The 26,453-nt window shown below is 66.0% G+C and carries 24 protein-coding genes and 2 pseudogenes; 12 read left to right on the top strand and 14 right to left on the bottom strand.

Features of this window, described 5'->3' with window-relative positions; translation table 11 throughout:
* Nucleotides 1-431 precede the first annotated feature (431 nt).
* Nucleotides 432-1,508 (top strand): annotated as a pseudogene (locus EET10_RS14820) (cytochrome P450 family protein); the annotation flags it as partial.
* Nucleotides 1,509-1,758: 250 nt separating this feature from the next.
* On the top strand, nucleotides 1,759-2,217 hold the full coding sequence (locus tag EET10_RS14815) for a nuclear transport factor 2 family protein (RefSeq protein WP_036402962.1): 459 nt from the start codon (nucleotides 1,759-1,761) through the stop codon (nucleotides 2,215-2,217).
* Here the strand turns inward: EET10_RS14815 and EET10_RS14810 are convergent.
* The 5 genes and pseudogenes from EET10_RS14810 to bfr form a co-directional block, all read right to left on the bottom strand.
* The gene (locus EET10_RS14810; RefSeq protein ID WP_036402964.1) at nucleotides 2,209-2,658 is read right to left on the bottom strand and encodes a hypothetical protein; all 450 of its coding nucleotides are present in this window, start codon (nucleotides 2,656-2,658) and stop codon (nucleotides 2,209-2,211) included. The two genes, EET10_RS14815 and EET10_RS14810, sit on opposite strands and share 9 nt — an antisense overlap.
* Before the next feature lie 229 nt (nucleotides 2,659-2,887).
* Entirely contained in the window at nucleotides 2,888-3,382 is a 495-nt protein-coding gene (locus tag EET10_RS14805; RefSeq protein WP_036402966.1) for a carboxymuconolactone decarboxylase family protein, read from the bottom strand.
* Nucleotides 3,383-3,417: 35 nt separating this feature from the next.
* Nucleotides 3,418-5,514: pseudogene (locus EET10_RS14800) on the bottom strand (MDR family MFS transporter).
* Between the two features lie 215 nt (nucleotides 5,515-5,729).
* Nucleotides 5,730-7,808 carry an MDR family MFS transporter gene (locus EET10_RS14795; RefSeq protein WP_122502255.1) on the bottom strand — a complete coding sequence of 693 codons (2,079 nt, stop codon included), beginning with the start codon at nucleotides 7,806-7,808 and terminating at the stop codon, nucleotides 5,730-5,732.
* 72 nt (nucleotides 7,809-7,880) lie between these two features.
* On the bottom strand, nucleotides 7,881-8,360 hold the full coding sequence (gene bfr / locus EET10_RS14790; protein ID WP_036403411.1) for a bacterioferritin: 480 nt from the start codon (nucleotides 8,358-8,360) through the stop codon (nucleotides 7,881-7,883).
* A 321-nt stretch (nucleotides 8,361-8,681) separates the two neighbouring features.
* Here bfr and EET10_RS14785 point away from each other — a divergent pair, with 321 nt between their 5' ends.
* Complete coding sequence (locus tag EET10_RS14785; protein WP_081254821.1) at nucleotides 8,682-8,858, top strand: (2Fe-2S)-binding protein; 177 nt, start codon at nucleotides 8,682-8,684, stop codon at nucleotides 8,856-8,858.
* 29 nt (nucleotides 8,859-8,887) lie between these two features.
* Here the strand turns inward: EET10_RS14785 and EET10_RS14780 are convergent, their stop codons facing one another.
* The 4 genes from EET10_RS14780 to EET10_RS14765 are packed head-to-tail and all read right to left on the bottom strand — an operon-like array spanning nucleotide 8,888 to nucleotide 11,793.
* A complete protein-coding gene (locus EET10_RS14780; RefSeq protein ID WP_036402968.1) occupies nucleotides 8,888-9,643 on the bottom strand; it encodes an enoyl-CoA hydratase/isomerase family protein in 756 nt (251 codons plus the stop codon).
* A gap of 9 nt (nucleotides 9,644-9,652) precedes the next feature.
* A complete protein-coding gene (locus EET10_RS14775) occupies nucleotides 9,653-10,096 on the bottom strand; it encodes a TIGR03618 family F420-dependent PPOX class oxidoreductase (RefSeq protein ID WP_036402970.1) in 444 nt (147 codons plus the stop codon).
* 9 nt (nucleotides 10,097-10,105) lie between these two features.
* Entirely contained in the window at nucleotides 10,106-10,807 is a 702-nt protein-coding gene (locus tag EET10_RS14770) for an EthD domain-containing protein (RefSeq protein WP_063467871.1), read from the bottom strand.
* A 29-nt stretch (nucleotides 10,808-10,836) separates the two neighbouring features.
* Nucleotides 10,837-11,793 (bottom strand): hydrogen peroxide-inducible genes activator, encoded by a 957-nt coding sequence (locus EET10_RS14765; protein ID WP_036402976.1) that lies wholly within the window; start codon nucleotides 11,791-11,793, stop codon nucleotides 10,837-10,839.
* Nucleotides 11,794-11,899: 106 nt separating this feature from the next.
* Here EET10_RS14765 and EET10_RS14760 point away from each other — a divergent pair, with 106 nt between their 5' ends.
* Together EET10_RS14760 and ahpD are read left to right on the top strand one after the other, a co-directional pair.
* On the top strand, nucleotides 11,900-12,487 hold the full coding sequence (locus EET10_RS14760; protein WP_036402979.1) for a peroxiredoxin: 588 nt from the start codon (nucleotides 11,900-11,902) through the stop codon (nucleotides 12,485-12,487).
* Between the two features lie 17 nt (nucleotides 12,488-12,504).
* Nucleotides 12,505-13,041 (top strand): alkylhydroperoxidase, AhpD family, encoded by a 537-nt coding sequence (gene ahpD / locus EET10_RS14755; RefSeq protein ID WP_036403413.1) that lies wholly within the window; start codon nucleotides 12,505-12,507, stop codon nucleotides 13,039-13,041.
* A 9-nt stretch (nucleotides 13,042-13,050) separates the two neighbouring features.
* Here the strand turns inward: ahpD and EET10_RS14750 are convergent, their stop codons facing one another.
* Nucleotides 13,051-13,488, bottom strand: a complete 438-nt coding sequence (locus EET10_RS14750; protein WP_036402982.1) for a DUF1810 domain-containing protein — start codon at nucleotides 13,486-13,488, stop codon at nucleotides 13,051-13,053.
* A 57-nt stretch (nucleotides 13,489-13,545) separates the two neighbouring features.
* Here EET10_RS14750 and EET10_RS14745 point away from each other — a divergent pair, with 57 nt between their 5' ends.
* The 6 genes from EET10_RS14745 (at nucleotide 13,546) to EET10_RS14720 (ending at nucleotide 18,480) form a co-directional block, all read left to right on the top strand.
* A complete protein-coding gene (locus tag EET10_RS14745) occupies nucleotides 13,546-14,784 on the top strand; it encodes an alpha-hydroxy acid oxidase (protein WP_036402984.1) in 1,239 nt (412 codons plus the stop codon).
* A gap of 305 nt (nucleotides 14,785-15,089) precedes the next feature.
* Entirely contained in the window at nucleotides 15,090-15,479 is a 390-nt protein-coding gene (locus tag EET10_RS14740; protein ID WP_036402986.1) for a nitroreductase family deazaflavin-dependent oxidoreductase, read from the top strand.
* A 6-nt stretch (nucleotides 15,480-15,485) separates the two neighbouring features.
* The gene (locus EET10_RS14735; RefSeq protein ID WP_036402989.1) at nucleotides 15,486-15,818 is read left to right on the top strand and encodes a TfoX/Sxy family protein; all 333 of its coding nucleotides are present in this window, start codon (nucleotides 15,486-15,488) and stop codon (nucleotides 15,816-15,818) included.
* Nucleotides 15,819-15,859: 41 nt separating this feature from the next.
* Entirely contained in the window at nucleotides 15,860-16,495 is a 636-nt protein-coding gene (locus tag EET10_RS14730; RefSeq protein WP_036403416.1) for an HhH-GDP family DNA glycosylase, read from the top strand.
* A 7-nt stretch (nucleotides 16,496-16,502) separates the two neighbouring features.
* Nucleotides 16,503-17,228, top strand: a complete 726-nt coding sequence (locus EET10_RS14725) for a DUF72 domain-containing protein (RefSeq protein WP_122502254.1) — start codon at nucleotides 16,503-16,505, stop codon at nucleotides 17,226-17,228.
* Between the two features lie 13 nt (nucleotides 17,229-17,241).
* Nucleotides 17,242-18,480, top strand: a complete 1,239-nt coding sequence (locus EET10_RS14720) for an NAD(P)/FAD-dependent oxidoreductase (RefSeq protein WP_036402993.1) — start codon at nucleotides 17,242-17,244, stop codon at nucleotides 18,478-18,480.
* Nucleotides 18,481-18,485: 5 nt separating this feature from the next.
* On the opposite strand, the gene EET10_RS14715 is transcribed toward EET10_RS14720, so the two are convergent.
* From EET10_RS14715 to EET10_RS14700, 4 genes are all read right to left on the bottom strand, one after another.
* Nucleotides 18,486-20,594 (bottom strand): Rossmann-fold NAD(P)-binding domain-containing protein, encoded by a 2,109-nt coding sequence (locus EET10_RS14715; RefSeq protein ID WP_036403417.1) that lies wholly within the window; start codon nucleotides 20,592-20,594, stop codon nucleotides 18,486-18,488.
* A gap of 114 nt (nucleotides 20,595-20,708) precedes the next feature.
* Nucleotides 20,709-22,202: an acetyl-CoA acetyltransferase gene (locus tag EET10_RS14710; protein WP_036402996.1), complete on the bottom strand. Its 1,494-nt coding sequence runs from the start codon at nucleotides 22,200-22,202 to the stop codon at nucleotides 20,709-20,711.
* A 59-nt stretch (nucleotides 22,203-22,261) separates the two neighbouring features.
* Nucleotides 22,262-24,655 carry a CaiB/BaiF CoA transferase family protein gene (locus tag EET10_RS14705; protein ID WP_122502253.1) on the bottom strand — a complete coding sequence of 798 codons (2,394 nt, stop codon included), beginning with the start codon at nucleotides 24,653-24,655 and terminating at the stop codon, nucleotides 22,262-22,264.
* A gap of 302 nt (nucleotides 24,656-24,957) precedes the next feature.
* Nucleotides 24,958-25,467 carry a GNAT family N-acetyltransferase gene (locus EET10_RS14700; RefSeq protein WP_036402999.1) on the bottom strand — a complete coding sequence of 170 codons (510 nt, stop codon included), beginning with the start codon at nucleotides 25,465-25,467 and terminating at the stop codon, nucleotides 24,958-24,960.
* A gap of 98 nt (nucleotides 25,468-25,565) precedes the next feature.
* Between EET10_RS14700 and EET10_RS14695 the strand changes: the two genes are divergently transcribed.
* Nucleotides 25,566-26,414, top strand: a complete 849-nt coding sequence (locus EET10_RS14695) for an SDR family oxidoreductase (RefSeq protein WP_036403002.1) — start codon at nucleotides 25,566-25,568, stop codon at nucleotides 26,412-26,414.
* The last annotated feature ends 39 nt before the right edge of the window (nucleotides 26,415-26,453 follow it).

The raw sequence follows: 26,453 nt of genomic DNA, 5'->3' as shown, positions 1-26,453 counted from the left end.
GAGATACCTTGTCCCAGCTCTGCGTCGTTCGCTGCTGATAGGTCAGTGCCGGCCCGTCGCACCATCAGGCTCGGCTTTAAGAGGTCAACGCGCGCAACGATTTACGCCAGCGCTGAGGTTTTCGATGCGCGAAGGCAATCACAAGGATCCTGCCTGATTATTTGCCTGCAGCGGTAGTGGGCCAAGCCGTTCGACGGGACAACACGACACTCGACGTCGGTCTATTTCCCCGCATCAATGTCTTGGAGAAAAGTCATGCTTGCAAGCGCCACTCAACCCGCCCGACCCGCCGCACGGCAGGTGAGACAGCAATGAGTTTCGAAGTGCGGCGACCGGAAATCAATTCCGGGCGAATCCACTCGGGATGCAGCCTTGGCGAAAGCCAGCCGCGCCCGTTCCACCTGCCCCGGCTGGAGCATTCCACGCTACCAATGGCCGCTGACCGGGGTGTCGGATGGAAGACGTTACGGGACGCCGGACCAGTGGTATTCATGAACGGCGCTTACTACCTGACCCGTCGCGAAGACGTGCTGGCAGCGCTGGGCGAGCCAAATCTTTTCTCCGCACATTTGGCGCTTCAGCCCCCAGGCAACCCGGTGCCGGTACTGCCTTCGGCATTCGACCCCCCCGAGCACACCCGCTACCGCAAGATTCTGCAACCATACTTCAGCCCGCACACGTTGGGTAAATACCGGCCCGTGCTGCAGCTCCACGCCGCTGAAATGATCGGTGTCCTCTCCCGTCGAAACGAGTGTGAGGCCATGGCAGATTTCGCGCGCCTCTACCCGTATCAGGTATTCATGGACCTCTACGGGCTGCCGTTGGAGGACCGGGATCAAGTGATCGGGTGGAAGGACGCCTTTGTGGCCGACAAGTCCGGCGGTCATGAGCTATTGGCGTATTTCACCGACGCCATCCGACAGCGTCGGCGAGACCCGGGTTCTGACATGTTGTCGCAAGTGATGGCCGGTCCGGGCGACCTCAGTGACCTAGAGCTGCTCGGGATGACTCAACTGCTGATTGTGTCCGGTCTGGACACGGTGGCCGCGGCGCTCGGTTTCTCGCTGTTCGAATTGGCGCGCCGACCGCAACTGCGCAGACAGCTCGACGAAAAACCCGAGCAGATCAAGGTTTTCATTGAAGAGATCGTCCGGCTTGAGCCGTCGGCGCCGTTGGCGGCCCGGGTTACCACCGATTTCGTCAACGTGGGTGGCATGACGCTTCCCCCGGGAACGCCGGTGCGGTTGTGCACAGCCGCGATCAACCGGGACGGTAGCGACGCGATCTCCACCGATGACCTGGTCATGGACGGAAAGGTACACCGCCATTGGGGATTTGGAGGCGGACCACACCGCTGCTTAGGTTCCCACCTGGCACGAACAGAATTGACCATCGTTGTCGGTGAGTGGCTCAAACAGATCCCGGACTTCGAACTGCCACGGGGCTACACCCCCTACATCAAATTCCCGTCGAAGTCCTTTGCGCTCAAGTCGCTACCGCTGAGCTGGGGCCGACGGTCATCTTCTGACCCACGCGGCTTAACGCCGGCGGCAGCTAGCCACAGGAGGATTGCCCGCTCGATGGCCGGGTCAGCGGATAATCGGTTGGCTGGTACCGGTGGTGCGCCTGAAGGTTCCGGCGCCGGCGTGGCGCTTGGATAGTCGGTAGGACCCAGTGTCGAAATCTGATGCGCGGGCGCTGTGGTGCGGACTCGCGACGGGTTGACACCAGCGCCGATACCACGTGTCATTGGCCGTTATGACAGATGTTTCTGCGACCGCGGCCGGCGATGTGGTGTTGGGGCTGTGGCGGGCCCTGGCCCGGCGGGATTGGGATGGCGTCAAGACGATTCTGTGCCCGGACTGCCTCTACGTCGACATGCCGGTGCCCGCGCTGTCTGCGCGTGGTCCCGACGACATCGTTACGCGACTGAAGCTCGGACTGGAGCCGCTCGCCGACTACCAAAACCATGACGGGCTGCTGCTGTCCGATGGATCAGATGTAATGTACGAGCATTCCGAGACCTGGACCTTCGCCACCGGTGAACAAGGGCTGCTGCGGTTCGTCAGCGTCCACAAGGTGGTCGATGGCAAGATCGCCGTCTGGAAGGACTATTGGGACTTCAACAGCCTGGTCAGCTTCGCGCCGCCGAACCATTTTGAGAACCTTGCAAATGCGGACACCAGCTGGGTATTTGATGCCACTGCGTTAGTTTGACACGGCCCGCTCTATGTTTAGTGATGGTGATCCGGCCAACACCTCCTCGTCGGAGTCGTTGATCGGCACAGTGTCGCCGAAGTCGGCCGGTCCGGCGAACTCCATGCCAACGAGGCTCATTTCGCAGTCCGCCTCGCTCTTGAGCCGCACCGCAGTAGCGCGCAAACCCGCTGGGGAGAACGCATTCCGCTCAATCGGGGTAGTGTGGGTCTGCGGCGGCCAGTCGATGACGCGTTCGACGAATACCTCGCCCGGTTCGGGATCGAAATGCTTGTGCAACAGCCACACACCAAACCGCTGCCAGGCATCAGCCGCGACCAGATAGGCGCCGAGATCGCTCAGACGGTCCCGGTCATCGCCAGTCAAGATACCGACGTCGGTGCCGTCCATGTCGGCTAATTCCGTGTAATCCTCGACTCGATGATCCTGCAAAGAAAGCATGACACTTCTCCTACCGCTCCTGCAGATTGACGGCCCCGAAAAGGGTGCACAAACCAAACCGTAACAACCGAGGCGCATATATTTCACGGTGCAGCGGCTTACGAATGCCGACGCCGGTTGGATCTTTGACGCGACCGGCTTCGTCTGATTTTCGCCGTTACGAATTAACCTGCGCTACAACGCGACACAGCACAGCACCGGCCAGAACCGGTGATCGTGGGGGTGCTGTTCAGGCTCGGCTGGGTAAGGTCACCCGGCAAGCCTGACCGATGTCCAGGGTCCGCAACACCCGCCCCATTCCCACCCATAGCGCGCAGGACAAGGCCAAGTCGGCGAGCAATTCGTCGGAGAAGTGTTCGCCGCAGCGGCTCCAGAAATCATCGTCGTCACGCAGCACGGTGTGCTCGGTGGCGAAACGGTACGCGAACTCGGCTGCCAGCCGCTCCTGTTCGCTGTAGCCCGGCCAGGTGCGCCATTCGGCCGCGTGGGCGTAGAGGTCCTCGTCGACCCCGGCGGCAGGCCCGTCGGCATCGCGGGTGTTGGCGCAGACAGTGCACTCGTTGTTGTCGGCAATCACCGCGCGCGCAAGCTCGCGGGTGCGCATCGGCAACCGGTTGCTGGTGTAGACCGCCCGGCTGAAGGCGGCCAGCGCCCCGCCGAGCTCAGGGGATTTTGTAATCCAGCGGGCCACGTCGTCGTCGGCAAAAGCTCCGATTCGGCTCATGGCGCGATGGTACGCCCCGGGCGGCGCGCTGTCGGTCAATGCAGGCGCGGTATTGCGCCGGTGGGGTTGGGGGCTACCGCACGGGTAGCCCCAGTCGGCGCGTCGCCGGACCAGTCACGGCCCCAATCACGCTGCGCGAGAACACGATACGCAATATGTCGGAGAGCCGTTTCCGCTTCGCGGCGATCCGGCCGGCGTTCGAAGCCGGGCGCTCTGGCCAGTTTGTCCGCGATCCAGTTCAACAGCAGCGAGTACACGTATTCGACTTGGTGAACCCCCGCGCCGGTCAGCGACATCTGATCGCCGTCGCGCTCGACATATCCCGTGGCAACCATTCGGCTGAAGGTGGGCTCCAAGACCTCGAAGGGCAACCCCAGGTGGTTACCGATGTCGGTGATCCGGGCCGCTCCGAAGAACTGCTGATAGCGGTTGATGCGCAGCAATCCCCAAAGACCGGCGACGTCGAGCCGGCAATCGGGGCGCATGGCGATGCTGCGCAGTCGCATACCGGGATCGCCGCGCACAACATGCGACCGATCGTGTTCTCCAACAGCTTCTCCGGCGTCTCGGTGGTCGGCATCCCGAATCCGTCGCCCACATCGAGCGCGATGTTGTGGATATCGCGTAACGGCACTTCGCGCAGGAACAGCGCCAGGACGAAAGCAACGGCGGCAATCGTTGCCGCCCAAAGAAACACCTGGCCCAGTGATTCGGCGTAGGCCCGCACGGCCGGTGCCGCCACAGTGAGAGGCTGCCGGTGCAGGGCTTCCGGGGAACTGACCGACTCCGCCGACAACCCACTGCGTGCCAGCGCCGGGCCCAATCTGTCCCGCAGGAAGTTCACGAACAGCGAGCCGAAGACCGCCGCACCGAACGAGCCGCCGATGGTGCGGAAAACGTCACACCCGACGTCGCCACACCCAGATCCTCGAAATCGGAGGTGCTTTGCACGACGAAGACCAGTACCTGCATGGAAAGGCCGATACCGGCGCCCAGCACCAGCAGGTACAGCGACTGCACCACGGCGGGGGTTGTTGCATCCATGCGCGACATCAGCACAAACGCGACCGCCATCAGCGCCGTACCGGTCACCGGGAATACCTTGTACCGGCCGGTGCGGCCGACCACGACACCACTGCCGGTGGAGTGACCAGCATCCCGACCACCATCGGCAGCGTGCGCAGGCCCGAGGTGGTGGCCGAGACACCGTCCACATACTGCATATAGGTGGGCAGAAAGGTCATCGCGCCCAGCATCGCCAACCTCACGACAGAAGCCAGCACGCAGCACAGAGTGAACACCGGACTGCGAAACAGCCGCGGCGGCAGGACCGGTTCCCGGGCTCGGCTTTCCACCTAGACGAAAACGCCCAGCGCGGCAGCGGCCAACGTGAAAAGCCCGACAATGGGGACCGACACCCACGGGTACACGGTGCCGCCACAGCTCGTCGCCAGGGTCAGTGCGGCAGCACCCACGCCGACGGCGACGATCCCGGCATACTCGATAGCCGGTTTGGCGCCGGCGGTCAGCGCAGGGATCGCCGCCGCCGCGACGAGGATGACGACCACCGAGATCGGGACGTTGATCCAAAAGGCCCACCGCCAGGTCAGGTAGTCGGTGAAATAACCGCCCAGCAGTGGTCCGACGACCGTGGTGACGCCGAAGACCGCGCCCAAGATGCCCTGGTAACGTCCCCGTTCCCGCAGCGGAACGACCTCCCCGATCAACGCGGTGGCAGTCACCGTGATCGCGCCGCCTCCGACGCCCTGCAGCGCCCGCGCTGCCACCAGCATGGCCATCGACTGCGCGAGTCCGCACAATATCGACCCGACGACGAAAAACACCACCGCCGCTTGAAAAACGCGCTTGCGACCGACCAGGTCGCCCAGCTTGCCGACGAGCGCGGTGACGATGGTCGACGCCAGCAGGTAGCTTGTGACCATCCACGATTGATGCCCGGCATCCCCCAGGTGGGCGACGATGGTCGCCAGTGCGGTGGCGACGATGGTCTGGTCCAACGCCGCCAGCAGCATTCCGAGTACGACCGCCAGGAAAACAAAGTTGCGCCGTTGCGTGCTGATCAGCGTGCCGCCGGATCCGGTATCCGTAACAACAGCTGTCGCGGTTGTCATGCCTGTCTTTACCGTCGGCGTCGGATGCCGGCCCGGCGAAGCGTACGCCTGACACCGCGCACCGCCGAGCACCCGGTTTGGGCAGCGGCGGGAGGGGCGCGGGTGGTCAATTCTCGGGATGCCCAGGATAGCCACCGGTCAATCGTGGCGGAGTCCGAACTGCCGGGCCGGAAGTGGCCAGAATGCGCTAAGAACCTGCGGTGACTGCGCGGGTCCTACTTGGCAGCAGCGAGGGTGCCCGCCGGCGCCAACTCGTCGTCCAGGTCTGCGTACCAATCGCGCTGAACCAGCACCCCGTCGGTGAGTCGTTGTAGAGCGGCGTCGAATTCCTGGTGGTCGGGCTGCTGCTCGACGCCGGGCGCTACGGCCAAGTGGTCGACAAGCCACTTCCGGAGCAGGCCCGAGAGGGCTTCGACCCGGCCGAGCCCGGCGGCGGTCAGCGACAGGACGTCGCCGTCGCGTGACGCGTAGCCGGTCTGGACCAGCCGGTCGAAGACCGGTTCCAGCACCTGATGAGGCAGGTGCAGGTGTTTGGCAATGTCGGTGAGCCTCGCGGTCTCGAAGAACCGTCCGTATTGATAGATCCGCAGTACACCCCACAGCCCGGCGACGTCGAGCTCCGAATCCTGGTACGCCGCAGCAAGATTCGGCAGCCGCACCTCGGAAGCTTCGTGCAGCAGATGGGTGACCGCAATTTCCAGCACGTCCTCCGGAGTTTTCGTTCTGGGCACGGCGAAGCCGTCTCCGAGGCAGGCCGGGCTGTCGTGGATATCGGCTAGCGGAACCTCTCGCAGGAACAACGCGAGGATGAAGCCGGCCAAGGCTACCACGGCCGCGCACAGAAATACCTGGTTGAGCGACTCGGCATAGGCTCGCACGATCGGTGAGGCAACGTAGTGCGGCAGGCGGTGTAAGACGGCCGGGGAGTGCGCGGCCTCGATGGGCGCGCCGCTGGTGACCAGCGCGGGACCTATCCGCCGGCCCAGGAAGGTTGCGAACAGCGCGCCGAATATCGCGGCACCAAACGAGGCGCCGACCACACGGAAGAAGGTCACGCCCGAGGTGGCGACGCCGAGGTCCTCAAAGCGGGAAGTGTTCTGCACGATGAGAATGAGCACCTGCATCGACAAGCCGATCCCGGCACCCAGAAGCACCAGGTACAGCGACTGCACCAGCCACGGCGTCGACTCGTCCATCCGGGACAGCAGCAGGAAAGCGATGGACATCAGCGCCGTCCCCGCGACCGGGAAAATCTTGTACCGGCCCGTCCGGCCGACCATGATGCCCGCACCCAGCGAGGTGGTCAGCAGGCCGACCACCATCGGCAACGTCCGCAGACCCGAGACGGTCGCCGAGGCGCCCTCGACGTAGCGCAGATACATCGGCACGAAGGTCAGCGCACCCAGCATCGCAAACCCGACCATCAAGGACAGCACGGAGCACACGGCGAACACCTGATTGCGAAACAGGCGGGGCGGGAGGATACCCGCAGCGGCTCGGCTCTCGACCCACACGAAGGCGCCCAGCGCCACCGTGGCGCCGACGAACAGCCCCATGATCGGCGTCGAGCCCCACGCGTAGGTGCTTCCACCCAGGCTGGTGGCCATAATCAAGGCCGTCGTGGCCAGCGCAATGACCATGATCCCGAGGTAGTCGATAGCCGGTTTGGGGCGGCGGGGCAACGCGGGAATGGCCGTAGCGGCCACTGCGAAGACCACGATCGAGATCGGCAGGTTGATCCAAAATGCCCAACGCCAGTTCAGATAGTCGGTGCAAAAGCCGCCCAGCAGCGGGCCCGCGACCGTGGTCACCCCGAACACGGCGCCCAAAATGCCCTGGTAGCGGCCGCGATCCCGCAGTGGGAAGGCCTCGCCGACCAAAGCGGCCGCCGTCACCGAAATCGCACCGGCGCCCACGCCCTGCACAGCCCGCGAAATCGCCAGCATGGTCATCGTTTCCGCTACCCCGCACAGCACGGAGCCGAGCAGGAAGACCAGGACCGAGCCCTGCAGCACCCGCTTGCGACCGAGCAAATCGCCCAGCTTGCCGGCCACCACGACAACGATGGTGCCGCCCAGCAGGTAGCTGGTGATGGCCCACGATTGGTGAACAGAGGCCCCCAGCTCGTCGACGATCGTCGGCAACGCGGGCACGACGATGGTCTGGTCCATCGCCGCGACCAGCACCCCGAGCACCAGCGCCATGAAGATGACATTGCGCCGTGCCGGGCTGATCGATAGGCAGGGAGTTCGAGTATCCGCAGCAGCAGTCCGGGATGCCGTCGGGCTCGTCATATCTGCCTCCCGTCGGAGTTCGAGCCCGTGCGCGATACCCAGGAGTGCTGCCCGCGGAATCTCGATCGGATATCAGGTCGGTGGCCGAGAGACGCACTGCGCCGAGTACAGCGCCTCTCCGAGTTTCTCCATCAGTTCCAGCTGCGTCTGCAGGTAGTCGAGATGTAGTTCCTCATCGGCCACAATTTGTTCTAGCAGCTGCGCACTGGTGGTGTCCTGCTTTTCGCGGCACATGATGATTCCGGGCTTGAGGCGATTCAGTACTTCGATTTCGATCGCGATATCGCTTTCGAATTGTTCCCGCAGTGTCTGGCCCACCCGTAACGAGCCGATGCGCTGGTAGTTCGGCAACCCGTCGAGCAGTAGTATCCGATCGGTGATCGCCTCGGCATGCCGCATTTCGTCGAACGACTCGGCGCGGGTTTTGGCCGCCAGTTCGGTAAAGCCCCAGTTTTCCTGCATCTTGGAGTGCAGAAAGTATTGATTGATAGCGGTCAGCTCGCTGGTCAATTGTTCGTTGAGCAGACGCAAGACATCCGGATCACCTTGCATGATCACTCCTACGGTGTGAAGGCTGGCATCATTTACCGCAGCAGATGGGCTGGGCTGGAGCACCATCATGGCGGGTTCTAGCAGCACCTTCGGGTGCCGCGTTTCAATCTAGTGCAGCAAGTGGGCCCGGGCGCAGTCTTTGTTGTGACGTCGGCGCGTCACGCACAGCCCGGGCGGGACCAAGCCAAACGGGCTTAGGTTAGACTGCACTAACCTACTTAGGTTAGACTCTACTAACATGCGGACCGTTCGTTCGGTGGCTCCCGTGGCCACTCCGATTACGGAGGATGTCATGAGCGAGCATCGGGTGGGAGTTTGCTGATGTACGTGTGTCTCTGTGTTGGAGCTACCAACCAGACCGTGTGCGAGGCCGTCGCCCGTGGTGCGGCGACGTCCAAGGAAGTTGCCGCGGCCTGCGGCGCGGGCAGTGATTGTGGACGTTGCCGCCGTACGTTGCGGGCGATTATCGCCGCGGCTACTCAACCGGCTGCGGTCTGAGGTCGCGCCCGGGTCGGGCAATGCCTTGTCTACGCCCGCCGCTTGGTGAAATCGGCCAACGCCGTGGTGTTGGCCTGCGCGCCCATCAACTCGGCGAAATGGGCGTTCTCCCGGGCGCTGGCGGCCGCTATCTCGGGGCGGATCGGTTCGACGATGGTGTGCTTAACCGCCATCAGGCTCGAAAGCGGCCGGGCCGCAAGGATTTCGGCATGCCGGCGGGCCTCGGGAAGCAGCGCCTCCGGTTCGCAGACACGCCAGACCAGCCCCATCCGCAAGGCCTCCTCGGCGTCCACCCATTCCGAAGACATCAGGAGCCAGGCTGCGTTCTGCCGGCCCACCAGCTGCGGCAGCAGATACGACGACGCCGCTTCGGGTGCCACACCGAGGCTGGTAAACGGGCATTTCAGGCGCGCCGTCGAGGACATGAACGCCAGGTCGGCGTAACCGAGAATGGTGGTGCCTATCCCCACGCCGACGCCGTTGACCGCGCAGATCAGCGGTTTGGGGAAACTGGCGAGCGATTCGATGAGCCCCCGGAAGCCGTATCGTCCGCCTTGGAAGCCGGGGTCGGTGATGCGTGCCTGCATCTCGGCGAGATCGGTGCCGGCGCTGAAGCCGCGACCCGAGCCGGTCAGCAAGACCACGGACACCCCTGGATCCTGGGCCGCGTCCAACAGGGCCTGCGCGGTGGCGTCGTAGAGGGCTTCGTTGAAGGCGTTGAGCGCCTCGGGCCGGTTCAGGGTGAGCGTGCGTACCCGGTTGTGGTCATCGATCAGCAGCGTCACGGCGGCAGCCTAACCGTTGCCGTATACGCGGGTCGGTTCGATCAACACCACGGCACGGCGCTCCGCGGCCATGACCCGGTCGTACTCGTCCCAGTCGTCGTGGGTGCCACCCGCCGCGATGAAGACGTCGCGAAGCAGCAGCCGCAGCTGCTCCCCGTCGCTCAGCCACGGCTGGGAGTCCTCGGGTCCGACGAGTTCGGCGCGGCCCTCGACGGTTGCCCACCGCCAGCCGTTGCGGAAGGTGACGGCCAGTTGCGGCCGGGCCCGCAGGTTGGTGAGCTTGACCTTGCCATACGTCGTGAAGCCCAGGACGGATCCGCCACCGGCGGGATGCGTCAACAGACCGACATTGACCAGCGATGCCTGCACGGTGCCGGTTGCGCGAACGGTGGAGACCACCGCCAAGCCTTTGTCGGCGGCGGCCAGGGCCACCGCATCGCTGAGTGTCGTCATGAGCGGTCCTCACATTTCGAACGGTGTGGTGAACACGTAACGGCTGGTGGGCACCGTGTCGATGTTCTGGTTGGCGCCGAATGCGGTTGTGCTGGCCACCATTCGGCTTATCCGGTGCTGCAGTTCGGCGTCGTCGTGGGCCCCGAAGAACGCCTTGAGGTCGGTGATGGCTTCGGCCGGGAACAGCTCCTCGACGATGCCGGAGATTGCAGGCGCCCCGGGAGTGAGGGTGCGCACCACCCAGTTCTGGGTATAGCCGAAGGTGGCCTGCGCTTCGATGGCCACTGACGTGTGGTCGCGCTGCCAGCGGGTCAGCCAGGTCGCCTCGTCCATCCCGGGAGGCTGCCGCAACAACGCGATATTTGCCAAACCTGGTGTGCGAGAACCTGGTTCGGCGTCCGGCGCGGCCATCGGAACCGATTCGGTCACCAGGTATGCGCCGAGTTGCGCGCATTCCCGGTGGAGCAGCTGCAGGGCCGACGCCAGCTGATCGCCATAGCACTGCTGTGTCCACATGCTCACCACCGCGGCCACCGGTGGCTGCAAGGTGGTCAGGGTCATGAGGGATGTACGCACCGCGCTGTCGCGGACATTGACCGAAAGTCCGGGAAGGCCCAGATCCACCAGCGCGTCAGCGACCGGCCCGCGTTGGCGAGCACACCAGTCGTCGTCCGGCTCGTCGCGCATCAGGACGGCGATCACCTTCTCCATAGGCCGAACTTACCTTCGCCGCCACCGGCTCAGGGCTGACCGCCCGCGCGGTGCTTGACCAGGCGCACCGGTTGTTCCGCGGCGACGACTTCCCCGATGATCCGGGCAAGCCGCCGATACGACTCATCGCGACCACTCGACGAGCGGTATGCCAGGCCGATTCGTCGACCCGGGCGGGGCGCGCAAAAGTGCGCGAGCCCGACGCGGCTGCGTGCGGCCTCGACGGTCACCGCGCTCTGCGGTATCAGCGTGACCCCCAATCCGGCTGCCACGCATTGGGCGGCGGTGGCCAACGACGCTGCCCGCGTATCGGCGAGTTCGGCGCCGCCGCCGGCTTCTTGGCAGAGGTCCAGGGCCTGATCGCGCAGGCAATGGCCCTCGTCCAGCAACAGCAGGGGCAACTTCGCCAGCACCGCGGCCGGTACCCGACGCTTGCCGGCAAGTGGGTGTCCAGGAGGTAGCGCCAATACGAAGTCCTCCTCATATATGGGGATCTGCGTAACGCCGCCGGAATCGACGGGTAGCGCGATCATGGCCACATCCAGCGCGCCAGCACGCAAGCCCGCCAGCAGGCGTTGGGTCTGATCTTCGATCACTTGCGCGGTCAGCGCCGGGAGTCGGCGGGTAAGTCCGGCCAGCACCGTCGGCAGCACGTAGGGCGCCACCGTGGGAATCATTCCCAACCGGATGCCGCCGTGTAGCGGATCGGACACTCCCCCGGCGGCGGTGCTGAAGGCCTCCGCCGCCTCGACCACAGCCTGCGCGAGCGGTAGCAGTTGCATACCCTCGGCCGTCAAGAAGACCCGACGTGTCGAACGCTCGACGAGGTGGGTGTCGAGCCCGGCCTCCAGTGCGGCCAGCGCCTGCGATAACGTCGATTGGCTTACGCCTAAAGTGGTTGCGGCACTGCTGAAATGCTGCTTCTTCGCGACAGCGACGAAGGCCCGCAGCCCGGCAAGGGTCGGCTGATAACTCTTATCGGCCATATCGATTAGTATAGTGTGATATATCACCTTTACTTTCGAGCCGGTTTCGCGGCATTATTGGTGTCGAGACAGCTAATCTTGACTAAATCCAGATTAAGGAGCGGATGTGTCCTTGCTGACAATCGGCGACCAGTTCCCCGCCTACCAGCTCACCGCGTTGATCGGCGGCGATCTGTCGAAGGTCGACGCCAAGCGGCCTGGCGACTACTTCACCACCATTACCAACGAGGACCACCTGGGCAAGTGGCGGGTGGTGTTCTTCTGGCCCAAGGACTTCACCTTCGTGTGCCCGACCGAGATCGCGGCGTTCGGCAAGCTCAACGACGAGTTCGAGGACCGCGACACGCAGATTCTCGGAGTCTCGATCGATAGCGAGTTCGTCCACTTCCAGTGGCGCGCCCAGCATGAGGACCTGAAGAAGCTCCCCTTCCCGATGCTTTCCGACATCAAGCGCGAGCTCTGCCTGGCCACCGGCGTGCTCAACGAGGAGGGTGTCGCCGACCGGGTGACCTTCATTGTCGACCCGAACAACGAAATCCAATTCGTCTCGGCCACAGCCGGTTCCGTCGGGCGCAACGTCGACGAGGTGCTGCGGGTACTGGACGCTCTGCAATCCGACGAGTTGTGTGCCTGCAACTGGCGCAAGGGCGACCCGACGATCGACGCCGGCGAGCTGCTCAAAGCTTCGGCGTGACGGTCGGAGCAGAACAGATGAGCGTCGAGGATCTGAAGTCCGCGCTGCCCGAGTTCGCCAAGGACCTCAAGCTGAACCTGGGCTCGATCACGCGCAGCACCGAGCTGAACCAGGAGCAGTTGTGGGGCACCCTGCTTGCCAGCGCCGCGGCCACGCGAAACACCCAGGTGCTGGCCGAAATTGGGGCCGAAGCGGCAGACAACCTGTCCGAGCCGGCATACCAGGCGGCGCTGGCAGCGGCATCGGTCATGGCCATGAACAATGTGTTCTATCGTGGCCGCGGCTTTCTCGACGGCCAGTACGACGACCTGCGGCCCGGATTGCGGATGAACGTCATCGGCAATCCGGGCGTGGACAAGGCCCACTTCGAGCTGTGGTGCTTCGCCGTCTCGTCGATCAACGGTTGCTCGTACTGCGTGGTCGCCCACGAGCACACGTTGCGGGCAGCGGGCGTGGGCCGGGAGGCGGTGCTCGAGGCCTTGAAGGCCGCGGCAATCGTTGCCGGTGTGGCACAAGCGGTTACCGCCGCCCAGACATTGGCTGCCGTTGGCTGACCGCCCTCTCTAGGAAATCTTCAAGCGCGCCAGCGTCGCCGGATCCTGCTGCCCGCCGTAATACCGGGTGATCAGCGCGACGAAATCCGCGTTGTCGGCGGTGGCGCGGGCGAACAGCGTCATCGACGAGCGCAGCTTGAGATCATCGGGCCAACCGAAGATCGCTTCGATGGAGCGGCCCTGTGCCTGGTTGACCAGCTGCGTGCACTCATGCAGGCGCGGCCCGAGCAGGTCATGGTCCAGATACGCGCGTGCTTCGGCTATGGACGTGATGCCGTAGTAGTCCGCCATGGGGCTGCGGCCCAGTCCTCGCAGTTGCGGGAAGACGAACCACATCCAGTGAGTTCGCTTGCGGCCCGACCGTAGCTCCGCGAGCACGCGGCGGTAGACCGGAGCCTGCGCGTCGGCGAAACGCTTCAAGTCGAAGGGGTCGGATGGTCTTGTCATACGACCACGGTTGCACACTGGTTGGATGGCGCGGCTATGCATCGGTTCCTGCGGGTAATGGCGGTCCGGCGACGGGTGCCCAAGGTTGGCGACCTGGCACCGCTGATTCAGCTGAGAAGGCCTCGATTCGGCCGCAAGCGGCGTCTGGATGCCGCGCAGACCATCGAGGATCTGCGGCGCATCGCCAAGCGCCGAACCCCCAGGGCGGCGTTCGACTACACCGATGGCGCCGCCGAGGACGAGCTGTCGATCCGGCGAGCCCGACAGGCGTTCCGCGACATCGAGTTTCACCCCACGATCTTGCGTGACGTCACCACGGTGTGCCCGGGTTGGGACGTCCTCGGCCAGCCGGTGGCGTTGCCGTTCGGGATAGCGCCGACCGGGTTCACCCGATTGATGCAGACCGAAGGGGAGATCGCCGGTGCGCGGGCGGCAGCCGCGGCGGGGATTCCGTTCGCCGTGTCCACCCTGGCCACCTGCGCCCTCGAGGATGTGGTGGCCGCGGTTCCCCAGGGCCGCAAGTGGTTTCAGCTCTACATGTGGCGTGACCGGGATCGGTCGATGGCGTTGGTCAAGCGCGCGGCGGGCGCGGGATTCGACACCCTGCTGGTCACCGTCGACGTTCCGGTGGCCGGCGCCCGGTTGCGTGATGTCCGCAACGGCATGACGATCCCCCCGGCGCTCACGCTGCGCACGGTCCTGGACGCACTGGGACACCCGCGCTGGTGGTTCGACCTGTTGACCACCGAACCGCTGGCGTTCGCGTCGCTGGATCGCTGGTCGGGCACCGTCGGTGAGTACCTGAACACCATGTTCGATCCCAGCGTCACGTTCGAGGATCTGGCCTGGATCAAGGCCCAATGGCCGGGAAGACTCGTCGTCAAGGGGATTCAGACGCTCGACGATGCGCGTGCCGTGGTGGAATGCGGGGCCGACGGCATCGTCTTGTCCAATCACGGTGGCCGGCAATTGGATCGGGCGCCCGTTCCGTTCCACCTGCTGCCGACGGTGGCCCGCGAACTCGGCAAGCACACCGAGATCCTGATGGATACCGGCATCATGTCGGGCGGCGATATCGTCGCGGCGATCGCGCTGGGAGCGCGGTGCACGTTGGTCGGCCGGGCCTATCTTTACGGGTTGATGGCCGGTGGCGAGGCGGGCGTCGCACGCGCCATCGAGATCCTGGCAAGTGGTGTGATCCGGACCATGCGGCTGCTGGGTGTGACCTCCTTGGCGGAGCTTTCGCCCAGGCACGTGACGCAATTGCAGCGGTTGGCGCCCCGTCCAACTGCGTGACGCTCGCCCAAGGCGCCGAGACTGCCGCAATTCCGGTTCACGGGCTGTGCCCGAGACCTCGAGCGCGACCATGGCGGCAATTTCGTTGCGGCACCGCCGGCAACTGCGGCCAGGAAACACCCCCCGACCGGCTGAGTTAGGCGCAACAAGGACGACGGCACCGGGTCTTGCGATGATTGTCGGGCCCGCGTCGAGGCCGCCGATCTCCCCGAGAAGGTGCGTGCAGCGGCGCTGCGCGAAGCCGGCGTGGACCGGTCGCCGCGCCGGGCTGTGTTCGCGGCCGGCGATCCTGCACAATCACACCCATGGCTCAATTGCGAGACGTCAAACGTCAGGTGGTCCATCGCTTTCAACGGCTGATAGCCAACCCCTTGGGTCGGCAGTTGCCGCTGACCATGCTCGAAACCATCGGCCGCAAAACAGGGCAACCGCGCCGCACCGCCGTCGGCGGCAAGGTCATCGGCAACCAGTTCTGGATGGTGTCCGAACACGGCGAACATTCGGATTACGTCTACAACATCAAGGCCAACCCGGCTGTCCGGGTGCGCATCGGCGGCCAGTGGCGTACCGGGACCGCGTATCTGCTGCCGGATGACGACCCGCGGCAGCGGCTGCGTGACCTGCCCCGGGTCAACAGTGCGGCCGTGCGCGCTATCGGGAGCGACCTGCTGACCATCCGGGTCGACCTGGATTGACCGCGGATGGCCTACGACATCGACCTCGTCGAACGGATTCGCGAGTTGCTGGCGTCGCAGTCCGGCGTGGAAGAAAAGCGGATGTTCGGCGGGCTTGCCTTCCTGATCGATGGGCACCTGGCCGTGGCCGTCAGCGGTCAGGGCGGACTTCTGGTCCGGGTGCCGCCGGCGGACACCGACAAGCTGCTCGGTGGTGCCCACGTCAGCCCCATGGTAATGGCCGGCCGGCAAACGCGCGGATGGTTACGCGTCGCCGCGGAAGGGGTGAAAACCAAACGGCAGCTTCGCAGTTGGGTCACGCGCAGCGTGACCTGGGTGCACAGCCCGCCGGCTAAATGACCACCCGGTTTGCGGCCGGCAAATGCGGGTACGCCGCCCGAATGGACAAGCCCGAGCCGCGGGTGAAACGACTGCTCAAGGTCGCCGGTACCAGTTACGCTGCCGAGGCCGGCATTCGCATCGACGACAAGCCGATGCCGCTGTTTCAACTGCTGGTGCTGTGCATGCTGGCCAGCAAGCCGATCGACGCCACCATCGCCATGCGCGCCGCGCGGGAACTGTTCAAGGCGGGCCTGCGCACCCCCACAGCGGTGCTGGAATCCCGGCGACAGACCATGATCGATGCGTTCGGCCGTGCCCACTATGTGCGCTATGACGAAAGTTCGGCCACCCGGCTTACCGAAATGGCCGAGCGAGTCCGCGACGAATTCCGCGGCGACCTGCGCGAGATGGCGCGCCGCAGCGACCACGACCCGTCGAAGGTCAAACGAGTCCTCAAGCAGTTCAAAGGGATTGGCGACACTGGTGCCGATATTTTCTTGCGCGAGGTGCAGGATGTGTGGACCTGGGCGCGGCCGTATTTCGACGACCGGGCCACCGCCGCGGCCAAAGAGCTGGGCCTGCCCACCGATCCGGAAGAGCTTTCGGCGCTGGCCGCCGGCGCCAACGCCCGGCTGGCCGCGGCGCTGGTCCGCGCCTCCCTGGACGACGACGTGCGCCGCCAGGTGACCGGTTGAGCACCACATGACGGTACGGATCGGCACATCGGGCTGGTCGTATGACCACTGGTCCGACGTGCTGTATCCGCCCGGGCTGGCGTCTGTCCGGCGATTATCCTGCTACGCGCAGACGTTCGACACCGTCGAACTGAACACCAGCTTCTACCGCTGGCCCAGGGATTCGACGTTCGCGGGCTGGCGAGCCCAGTTGCCGGACGGGTTCACCATGTCGGTCAAGGCACATCGCGGTCTGACCCACTACCGCCGGCTGGTGTCGCCCGAACCCTGGATCGAGCGGTTCGAACGCTGCTGGCAGCTGCTGGGTGATCGTCACGGCGTGCTGCTGGTGCAGCTGCATCCCGAGCAGCGACGCGACGACGCTCGCCTCGATTCCTTCCTGCGCAGCGTTCCGGCGTCGATCCGGGTGGCCGTCGAGCTGCGCCACCCGTCGTGGAACGACCCGGCGGTATATGCGGTGCTGGAAACCCATCGCGCCGCCTACGTGGTGATGAGCGGCGGCGGCCTCGCGTGTATCCCGCGGGCCACCACCGACCTGGTGTACGTCCGGATGCACGGTCCCGATCGGGACGCGATGTACGCGGGTTCGTACTCGCCCGACGACCTGCGCCGCTGGGCCGACCGCATCACCGACTGGGACGTTGAGGGCCGCGACGTGTGGATGTACTTCAACAACGACCTGGGTGGCCACGCGGTCCGTAACGCGCTGTCATTGCGGGAGCTGCTGAGGTAAGTAGGCTGGGGGCATGGCCAGTTCGACAACATTCGTCATCGTCGGCGGCGGGCTTGCCGGCGCTAAAGCGGCAGAAGCCTTGCGCAACAGCGGTTTTGACGGCACGGTTACCCTCTTTGCCGAAGAGGGACACCTGCCCTACGAGCGTCCCCCGCTGTCCAAGGAATTCCTGGCGGGCAAGAAGTCGCTCGACGAGTTCACCGTTCAGAACTCGGACTGGTATCGCGACCATGATGTCGACCTGCGGCTGGGCGCGCGGGTGTCGTCGTTGGATCCCGACGCTCACACCGTCGGGCTTCCCGACGACACCACCGTGCACTACGACAAGCTGCTGCTGGCGACCGGATCGGCGTCGCGTCGCTTGTCGATTCCAGGCGCCGACGCCGCCGGCGTGCATTACCTGCGCACGTTCGAGGATGCGTCAGCACTGAATTCCGCGCTGGCAGAGGGCTCTTCGCTCGCGGTCGTGGGCGCGGGCTGGATCGGTCTGGAGGTGGCCGCCAGCGCTCGTCAGCGCAACGTCGATGTCACCGTGGTGGAGGCGGCCGGCCAGCCGCTGTCGGCCGCGCTGGGCGACACCGTCGGCAAGGTGTTTGCCGACCTGCATCGCGATCATGGGGTGGACTTGCGGCTGGAAGCGCGGGTGGCCGAGATCACGACGGAGGGCGGTCGGGCCAGCGGGCTCGAGCTGGGCGACGGGTCCTTCATTACCGCCGACGCCGTGCTGGTGGCCGTCGGCGCGAAACCCAACGTCGAACTGGCCCAACAGGCCGGGTTGGCGATGGCTGACGGCGGTGTGCTGGTCGATGCGTCGCTGCGCACCAGCGATCCCGATATCTACGCCGTCGGTGACATCGCCGCCGCGGAGCACCCGCTGCTGGGCACCCGGATCCGCACCGAGCACTGGGCCAACGCACTCAAACAACCCGCGGTGGCAGTCGCCGGAATGCTCGGCACCCCGGGCGAATACGCCGAGCTGCCCTACTTCTTCACCGATCAGTACGACCTCGGGATGGAGTACGCCGGCCACGCGTCCGGCGCCGAGCGGGTGGTGTTCCGCGGCGACGTCGCCGGCCGCGAGTTCGTCGCGTTCTGGCTCGACGGCGACAACCGGGTACTGGCCGGGATGAACGTCAACATCTGGGACGTGCTCGACGACGTCAAAGCCCTGATCCGCTCGAAAGCCCCGGTCGACGCCGGCAGGCTGGCTGATCCCGCATCGCCGTTGGCCGAATTGCGGGTCGGCTCTTAGCGCTCTTAACGCTCTTGGTCTGGGGGCTTCCAGGTGTGGTCGATGACGTCGGGCGGCGGCTGAGCTTGCAACCGCTCGCGCTCGGTGCGTCGGCGTTTGACCCGTAGCCGGGCGTCGGCCGGCATGGTGACCAGCTCGTCGCAGGTCAGGTAGTACACGTCGTCGACGGTGTCGATCAGGTCTGCCGCGACCCGCCGAGATCCTAACTCGCGCAGCGTCATCCGGAGTTCATGGGTGAACCGGATGGTGGTGTCGTGAGCCAACTCTCGCGAACTGCGAGCACTGGCCGCCAACCGCTGAGCAAACGTCGCCGGTGGCGCCGGCTCGGCGGGCGCCGTAGCGGCTTGCGCAGCGAGGGTCAACAGTAGCGACGGGTCGTCGCCGAACGCCGGGTTGGCCAGCTCCGCTTCCCCCGAGCCGCGGTGCCCCAGCTGGGCAACGGCCGCGTCGAGGGCCGCAGCGGCCGACGGCGACAGCGCCCGGATGCTGTCGACGTTGCCTTCGCGGGCCAGGGCGCACAGCGGTGCATCGGCGCGCAGGATATCCGTCAGCTCACTGCTCACCGCTGCGACCCGGCCGCTCTCCATGATCACCCTGATCCCGGACACGCTGGATCTCGCGTGTGTGTGCTCCAGCGTCGCCGCGGTGATGCCGGTGTCGATGACCCATAGCGCCGTGAGGATCCAGCCCTGGTGAATCCGATCACGCAACAAGCGAACCCGTACTTCCAGACTGGCGTCCGGGAGTTCGCTCAGCTGGCCGGCATCGACGTGCTCTGCCGACGCCGCGGCGACATAGGCCTGAGTGTCAGCCCGCAGGTGACGCAACAGTGACAGCGACCGAGCCGTCACGACCACCTTGGCGACCGACCCGAGTGCTCCGCCGGCCAACTGGGGTCGCCCAAACGGCAGCAGGCCCGTGGGCGGTTGCTGGTCCCCCAGCGCACGGCGGGTGATGGCCTGCTCGTCCCAGCCCGGCAGCTGGCTGGCGGCGACGATGTTGGCCGACACGCCGACATAGGGGCGATGACCGAATACCGCGATGGCCCTGCTCTCCCACTCCTGGGCAACCACGTCGCCAAGTGCCAGGATTCGACCCATCGCCCGACCTGCGGCACGCAGTCCGCCCATCTGGACGTCCAGCGTCATCGGGGTCAGCGGTCCGGGCAGCGCTTCGGCGAGACCGGTTGCGCTGAATACCGGAAACCGCGGATCGATCCGGTCGTCGAATTCACCCTCGAGCCCGTCGGGCCCCGCCGAGTTCACTGTCGCGCCGTAACGGGGAAACGACTGCGGGACCGGCTCGACCGGCAGCGCGAGTTGGCCTGACCCGATGGTCGCGCCACCACGATCCAGCCGCCGGCCCACCAGCCCGCGACCGGTATCGACGATCGCCTCGGTCGCCTGCCACCCGTACTGAAATTTCCAATCTTCTCGGGCCGCAGCGGTGTCCATCTGCGGAATCAGGTCAGCCCAGCGGCGAATCCCGTGGGTTCGCTGGCGTGGGTCGGCCGATTGCAGCAGCCGCCACGCGGTGACCAGGTTCGCGGCGTCCGGCGTGGCCAGGTCGACGACACCGTTGCGGTCGGTGTTCAGCGCCAATACCAGGAAGCGAACCAGGTCATCGAGGTGCAGCACCCGTATCGGCTGCGCCGAGACTCTACTGCGCAGCAGAGTGGCCACCGTCCGGCAGACCATCCAGTCGAGGTGTCGACCGACCGGCGGCGCTATGCGAATCACCAAGTTCGGCGCCCAACAACTGGACACCAAGGCCTCGGCCTGCTGATACAGATCGGGTGACCCAGCGGCCTGGGACACGAACAGCAGCCGCGCACCTGCACGGGAGGCCGCATTGCTCACATGCGCCAGGCCGTTGAGGCCGGCCGCGCCCGGTGCGCTGGTGTCCACCGGGGCCAGATGAATCACCGCGTCCGCTTCGGCGGCTAACTCCAGCAACACGGGGTCGTGCAGCGACGCGCAAACAAAGTCGACACCGGCATCCAGGGACGGGTGTCGGTGCGGGGCGATGCCGCTGACCGTATGTCCGGCGGCGATCAGCTGGCGTGCTACCAGTCGCCCGACCGCGCCGGCAGCATCGGTAACCAGGACGTGCACCCTGCCCACCTTCCCCAACGTCTTGTCATGACAATAGGCACGCCGACCCTACTTGCGCGACAAATTGAGTCCGGACCGTGACCCCGGAGGGCCGTTCTATATCGTCGCGGCCGTTTACCGCAACGTCGCGCTGCCGTCGGCGGCGATGGCAACCTTGGCCCCGGCAATGTCTCCGGTGTCTTGGTGCACCGTCGCTTCTGCCGTATCGGGATCGGTGATCACCCCCAAACTTCGTGCCCCGTCGGGCGTGCGTACGGCCACAAAGGTCTTCTCGGGCCGGCCCTCCCTGGTGAACGGTGTGGTCCATGCCTCGACCGTTCCGATTCCCTCCCACTTGACCAAACCCGCCGTCGTGGGCTCGCGGTCCACGACCGGCTGCACATCTTCCCAACGAAATTCCGCGGGCGGCTCGGTGCTGTACACGCCGAAGCTGTGTTTGGTCAGGTAACCGCCGTTTGCGGTGATCAGGCCGCGGCTGCCGGGGTTGGCCACCAGCACTTCGGCCATCGTGGCGATGGAGTGGGTGACGTAATTGCTCCACGGGCCGCCGGCGAAGGTCAGGCCGCCGGTGACCGTCAGCGGGCGGGCGGGATCGTCGGTCGCCAGGCCGAGTTCGGCCGCGGCAACCTGCACGGCAGAGGGAAAGCACGAGTACAGGTCGACGTAGTCGACATCGTCGGTGGCCAGGCCGGCCAGCTCCAGCACACGCGTACCGCCGATCCGGATCGCCGGCGACCGGTACAGCTCAGCCCGCTCGGCGATCGCGGGTGTGTCGTGGGCGTCGGTACCCGCATGCGGGTAAACCCAGCGGTCGCTGGGAACCTGCAGGCGGGTGGCATGCTCGACCGACGTCAGGATCAGTGCCGCGCCCTGGTCAACCATGTTGTTGGAGTTCATCAACTTGGTGTAGGGCCAGCTGATCATCCGGTTCTGCGGGCCGGGTCGGCAAATCTCCTCCGCGGTCATCGGGGTGCGGATCCAGGCGTAGGGATTGTCGACCGCGACGGCGTTGAAGCGCGCCCACAGCTGACCGACCCGCCGCCGGTGATCCTCCATCGACTCGCCGTTGGCGATGCGCAGCGCCTGCTCGAACAGCGGGTAGACGTAGGCGGGCCGGTCCAGCTTGATCCTGAGCTCGGCCTCCCCCGCCATCGGAACGTCGTCACCGGCGATTTCAGGCAGCGGAACGGATTCGTCCTGTCGCGTCCACACCAGCCGGCTGCCCTGAGACTTCAGCCCGGTCCTGGTACGCCAGGTTTCGGCGCCGCCGATCAGCACCACATCGGCGCGACCCTGCTGGATGTCCAAGCATGCCTGGCTGACCAGCGACTGTGGCGTGTTGCCGCCGACACTGCCGTAGCTCGTGGTGAAGCTGCCGGCGCCGAGGCGCTCACCGAGCAGCTGCCCCGGGTTTCGGTAGTGCGCCGACAGCATGTGCACCACGCGGATCGAGTCGACGGCCGCCAACACCTGAGAATCGGCGGCTTGCCGGGCCGCTGCGACCATCAAGTCGACCGGTTCGACCGACGGCCTGGCCGGGTCGATCTCGTCGCGATGGTTGACCTGACCGTAGCCGATCAGCACCGGTGTCCTGGGATCAACGGGCATGCCTCGAACCTAGCGCCGAACTTCGGCGCGCCGCACACCAGCGTCGCGTTCGCGGATCCTTACCGGCCGGCCGGCGCGAACAGCACGCCCTCGGCGATCAGCCGCTCGATCTCGTCCGGGCTCATCCCGAGCAGCTCGTGGCAGACGGCACGAGTGTCCTGCCCCGCCTGGGGCGCCGGCCGCCGCGGTGAATGCGGGATATGGCGAAACGGCGCCGGACCGGTCTCTGCCGGCAGCGGACGTGAAATCAGCGGATGCGCCATGGTCGCGAACAGCTGTCGCTCGGCCAGCTGAGGATCCTCGAGCAGGTCCGGCGGGCGGTTCATCGGACCCGCAGCGACGCCGGCCGACTGCAGTAATTGGGCAGCCTGCAACGGGGTGCGAGCGCTCGTCCACGCCGACATCACCGCCGACAATTCGGCGCAGTTGGCCCGGCGAGCCTCGGCCGTCGCGAAGCGCGGGTCCTCGGCCAATTCCGGCTTACCGAAAACAGATGTAGCACAACGCCATTCGTCATCTGTGCAGATCGAGATGACGCACCACTCGTCGTCACCGGCGCAGGGGCAGATCGCGTGCACGCTGATGTCGTCGCGGATTTCGGCGGCGCCGGCGGCCCGTGCGGCTTCCGTCACGAACAGCGTGTCGAGTTGATTGACGACGACTTCGGCCTGAGAGACGTGGACGTGGGCGCCGGCTCCGGTCCGATCGCGGTGGATCAGCGCGGCCAGGGCCAGGATCGCGACGACGCGTCCCACCACGTGATCGGGGAAGATGGTCGTCGCGTCGTAGAAAGGGTGCCGGGCGCCGTCCTTCGGGGCTTCCCCGGACGTCCACACGCTGGTGACGCCGGTGGTCGCGCGCACCAACGGGCCATAACCCAGCCGGCGGCTCCACGGGCCCCGGTTGCCGAACGCGCTGCTGCCGGCGAGCACGATCCGAGGGTTGAGACCGCGCAGCTTGTCGTAGTTGAACCCCAGTGAGGTCAGCGTTCCCGGCTTGAAGTTGGCGAAGACGGCGTCGGCCTCGGCCACCAGGCGGCCGAAGATTTCCTTGCCCTCGCTGCTGCGCAGGTCTACCCCGAACGCGCGCTGATTGCGGTGGGTCCAGGCGAACGACTCGCTCATTGCCTCGCCGACGCGGGCCTGTCGCAGCCCGTCGGGGTAGTCGGCGCTTTCGACTTTGATGACCTCCGCGCCTAAGTCGCCGAACAGGCGGCTCAGCTCACCGCCGGCGACGATGATGCCGAGATCGAGAATGCGCAGCCCCTCGAAGGGGTAGCCACCAACCCGGCCGGCGGGCGGGGGTACCGGCGCCGGGTCGGCCGGCCAGCGCGGTTCGTGCTGGCCGGCGGCGGGCGCGGGGGTGCGAAAGCCGGCGCGCCGCTCGTTGACCGTGAAATATCCGGTCGGCACCTGGGCGTGCACACCGGGAACCAGCTCGGCATCGGTGATCGCCCCCACCGCCTGGAAATGTTCGGAGGCCAGGATCCGTGACGGTGTCAGCACCGCTGCGATCGGCACTCCATGTGCCTGCCCAGCGGCCACCAGCTCTTTCATGGTCTGGCCGGCGAACAGCGCCGCCACCAGCACACTGATCTGAGGCCACGCGGCAAACCGGGCGCCGATCACGTCGTACTTGGGATCCTGAAAGTCTTGCGGCTCCCCCAGCCAGCGGCGCAGGGCGCGCCACTGCCGCGGCGCCATCACGCACAACCGCACGTAGCCGTCCTGGCACGGATAGATCGGGTAGGCGTCCTGGTTCTTGGGGCGTCCGCGCCACCGTGTGCTGCCGCGGATTCCGGCCGCGACCTGCCCGTGCGCCCCGAACGCCGGGTCCAGCGCCATGACCACCGCGTCGAACCGCGAGAAGTCGATGTAATCGCCGGTGCCACAACGCAATCTGTCGTAATAGGCGACCAGCAGCGCCCAGGCCGCCTGGACGGCGGCGGTCGCCGAAGCGATGTAGTCCGGCGGTAACACCGGCGTGCCGGTGGTGGGGCCGGACCGCGACAGCGAGCCCGACATGGAATACAACACCGGATCGGTGGCACGCCACCAGGATCGTGGCCCCGAGGTACCGAACTCGCTGAACGACAACACAACCAGGTGCGGGTGACGATCGGCCAGTTCGGCACACGTTGTCCCGTAGGCGGACGCCGCTCCCGGGAGACCGCTGTCGACCACGATGTCGGCGGTGGCGGCGAGGTGGCGGAAACGCCGGCGATCGTGCTCGTCGCGCGGGTTCAGCACCGCGCTGCGTTTGTTGGCGTTGTGTACGGCGAACGGGATGCTGGTGCCGGCCAACGTCGGCGGGACGCCGCGTCCCGGGCTGCCGCCGGGAGCTTCCACCTTCAGGACGTCGGCACCCAGATCGGCCAGCAACCGGGTGACCGTGTCAGCGCTACCACCGGACAGGTCCAAGACGCGCACGGCATCGAGCAACCCGTCGGCCATGCGCACACCGTACCCGCCGGTCCGCCCGCCCGGCGCCTCATCCCGGCCGTCCAACGTGTGGCGCCCTGTCCAGGGGCTGCCAGCTGACGCCGTCGGCCTCCTACGACTGCAGCGCCAAGTTCGGTTGGCGCAAAGACACTTTCGGAGCTTCCTCGCAGCTGACTCGGGAGAAACCTCTCAGCCAACGGCGATAGGGAAACCATCAACGAGACCGGTGGGCGTCGATGGCGCACCTGGTCGCGGCTGCGTAGCTGTGGGGACGGGTCACAGCGTGCGGGAACTCGAAGCCGGGCTGCCCCGGATCAGACCGGCGTGCATTGGTAGCGCAGTTGTTCTACCGTCGTGGCCCCGAAGACCTCGGTGCGCCGTGTGCCGTCGAACTGCCACCCATCGCGCTCGTAGAACCGCCGGGCGCGGACATTGCCGTCCAGCACCCACAACGAAGCGTGCCTGACCCCGACTCGACGCAGCCGATCACGGGCAGCGGCCATCAGCAAACGGCCGACCCCGCTACCCATCCAGGCGGGATCCACGTAGATTGCCAGCAGCTCACCGGAATTCGGCAAGTCGTAGTCCCGGCACAGTCCCGTGGTGGCCAAGCCGCAGATGGCAGCACCGTCGACGGCCACCACGGTGGCCGGCAGCCGGAGGCCCATGCGGCCGAACGTGTATCTGCGCGCCCACACCTCCGGCCGCAGACCGTCGAGATATTCCTGGTCGATGAGTCCCGGGTAGGCGCACTGCCACGACCGGACGTGAACCCGAGCCACCGCTTCGGCGTCCTCCGGGACGGCCGTGCGCACCTGCGTCACCGTTGCAGTATCGGCGTGGTTGTTGCGAAGCCCGCGGCCGGGTGGTGTGCTTACCAGATTGCCTAGTTGACACCCGTCAAGCCCCGGAGAGGACGAACATGGCACACACGGCATCCCTCGGTGTCAAGGTGCGAGGCAAGGTCATCGTCATCACCGGCGGCGCACGAGGCATCGGGTTGGCGACGGCAACCGTCCTACACAGGTTGGGCGCCCGGGTTGCGATCGGCGACATCGACGAGGCGAAGGTCAAGGAGTCCGGTGCCGACCTCGGGCTGGACGTCTACGGCAAACTCGATGTCACCGACCGAGAGTCGTTTTCGGACTTTCTCGACCGGGTCGAGCGCCAACTCGGCCCGATCGACGTGCTGGTCAACAACGCCGGCATCATGCCAGTCGGCCGGATTATCGACGAGCGGGACTCGGTCACCCGCCGCATCTTGGACATCAACGTCTACGGGGTCATCCTGGGCAGCAAGTTGGCCGTTGAGCGGATGGTCCCACGCGGGCGTGGGCAGGTCATCAACGTCGCCTCGCTTGCCGGCGAGCTCTATGCGGTGGGGCTGGCCACCTACTGCGCCAGTAAACACGCGGTGGTCGCGTTCACCGATTCGGCCAGACTCGAATACCGCTCGGCCGGCGTGAAGTTCTCCATGGTGTCTCCCACATTCGTCAACACCGAACTGACCGCCGGCACCCACGGGGTCAAGGGGTTCAAGAACGCGGAGGCGGCCGACATCGCCGACGCGATCGTGCGGCTGGTGGCGCGCCCCAAGCCACGGGTGCGGGTCACCCGGGCGGCCGGCGCGATGGTCGTCGCGCAGAAGTTCATGCCGCGGCCGCTGGCCGAGGGACTGAACCGCATCTTGGGCGGCGAACACGTCTTCACCGACGACGTCGACGTCGCCGAGCGCAAAGCCTACGAGGCCCGCGCTCGTGGACAGGACTGACCGGCTTCAGCTGGCAGTTCACCGAGGGCGCGCACAATC

Source organism: Mycobacterium pseudokansasii, assembly GCF_900566075.1.
In the GTDB taxonomy this organism is placed as follows: Bacteria; Actinomycetota; Actinomycetes; order Mycobacteriales; family Mycobacteriaceae; genus Mycobacterium; species Mycobacterium pseudokansasii.
This window is presented reverse-complemented; position numbering and strand designations above follow the sequence as displayed.

What these genes read in the sequence shown, in the direction of transcription:
- EET10_RS14740 (WP_036402986.1), top strand. Translation starts at nt 15,090, where the DNA reads ATGGCTCAATTGCGAGACGTCAAACGTCAGGTGGTCCATCGCTTTCAA.
- EET10_RS14705 (WP_122502253.1), bottom strand. Translation starts at nt 24,655, where the DNA reads ATGGCCGACGGGTTGCTCGATGCCGTGCGCGTCTTGGACCTGTCCGGT.
- EET10_RS14735 (WP_036402989.1), top strand. Translation starts at nt 15,486, where the DNA reads ATGGCCTACGACATCGACCTCGTCGAACGGATTCGCGAGTTGCTGGCG.
- EET10_RS14810 (WP_036402964.1), bottom strand. Translation starts at nt 2,658, where the DNA reads ATGCTTTCTTTGCAGGATCATCGAGTCGAGGATTACACGGAATTAGCC.
- bfr (WP_036403411.1), bottom strand. Translation starts at nt 8,360, where the DNA reads ATGCAAGGTGATCCGGATGTCTTGCGTCTGCTCAACGAACAATTGACC.
- EET10_RS14815 (WP_036402962.1), top strand. Translation starts at nt 1,759, where the DNA reads ATGACAGATGTTTCTGCGACCGCGGCCGGCGATGTGGTGTTGGGGCTG.
- ahpD (WP_036403413.1), top strand. Translation starts at nt 12,505, where the DNA reads ATGAGCGTCGAGGATCTGAAGTCCGCGCTGCCCGAGTTCGCCAAGGAC.
- EET10_RS14725 (WP_122502254.1), top strand. Translation starts at nt 16,503, where the DNA reads ATGACGGTACGGATCGGCACATCGGGCTGGTCGTATGACCACTGGTCC.
- EET10_RS14750 (WP_036402982.1), bottom strand. Translation starts at nt 13,488, where the DNA reads ATGACAAGACCATCCGACCCCTTCGACTTGAAGCGTTTCGCCGACGCG.
- EET10_RS14695 (WP_036403002.1), top strand. Translation starts at nt 25,566, where the DNA reads ATGGCACACACGGCATCCCTCGGTGTCAAGGTGCGAGGCAAGGTCATC.
- EET10_RS14720 (WP_036402993.1), top strand. Translation starts at nt 17,242, where the DNA reads ATGGCCAGTTCGACAACATTCGTCATCGTCGGCGGCGGGCTTGCCGGC.
- EET10_RS14770 (WP_063467871.1), bottom strand. Translation starts at nt 10,807, where the DNA reads ATGGAGAAGGTGATCGCCGTCCTGATGCGCGACGAGCCGGACGACGAC.
- EET10_RS14710 (WP_036402996.1), bottom strand. Translation starts at nt 22,202, where the DNA reads ATGCCCGTTGATCCCAGGACACCGGTGCTGATCGGCTACGGTCAGGTC.
- EET10_RS14785 (WP_081254821.1), top strand. Translation starts at nt 8,682, where the DNA reads ATGTACGTGTGTCTCTGTGTTGGAGCTACCAACCAGACCGTGTGCGAG.
- EET10_RS14730 (WP_036403416.1), top strand. Translation starts at nt 15,860, where the DNA reads ATGGACAAGCCCGAGCCGCGGGTGAAACGACTGCTCAAGGTCGCCGGT.
- EET10_RS14745 (WP_036402984.1), top strand. Translation starts at nt 13,546, where the DNA reads ATGGCGGTCCGGCGACGGGTGCCCAAGGTTGGCGACCTGGCACCGCTG.
- EET10_RS14805 (WP_036402966.1), bottom strand. Translation starts at nt 3,382, where the DNA reads ATGAGCCGAATCGGAGCTTTTGCCGACGACGACGTGGCCCGCTGGATT.
- EET10_RS14795 (WP_122502255.1), bottom strand. Translation starts at nt 7,808, where the DNA reads ATGACGAGCCCGACGGCATCCCGGACTGCTGCTGCGGATACTCGAACT.
- EET10_RS14775 (WP_036402970.1), bottom strand. Translation starts at nt 10,096, where the DNA reads ATGACGACACTCAGCGATGCGGTGGCCCTGGCCGCCGCCGACAAAGGC.
- EET10_RS14765 (WP_036402976.1), bottom strand. Translation starts at nt 11,793, where the DNA reads ATGGCCGATAAGAGTTATCAGCCGACCCTTGCCGGGCTGCGGGCCTTC.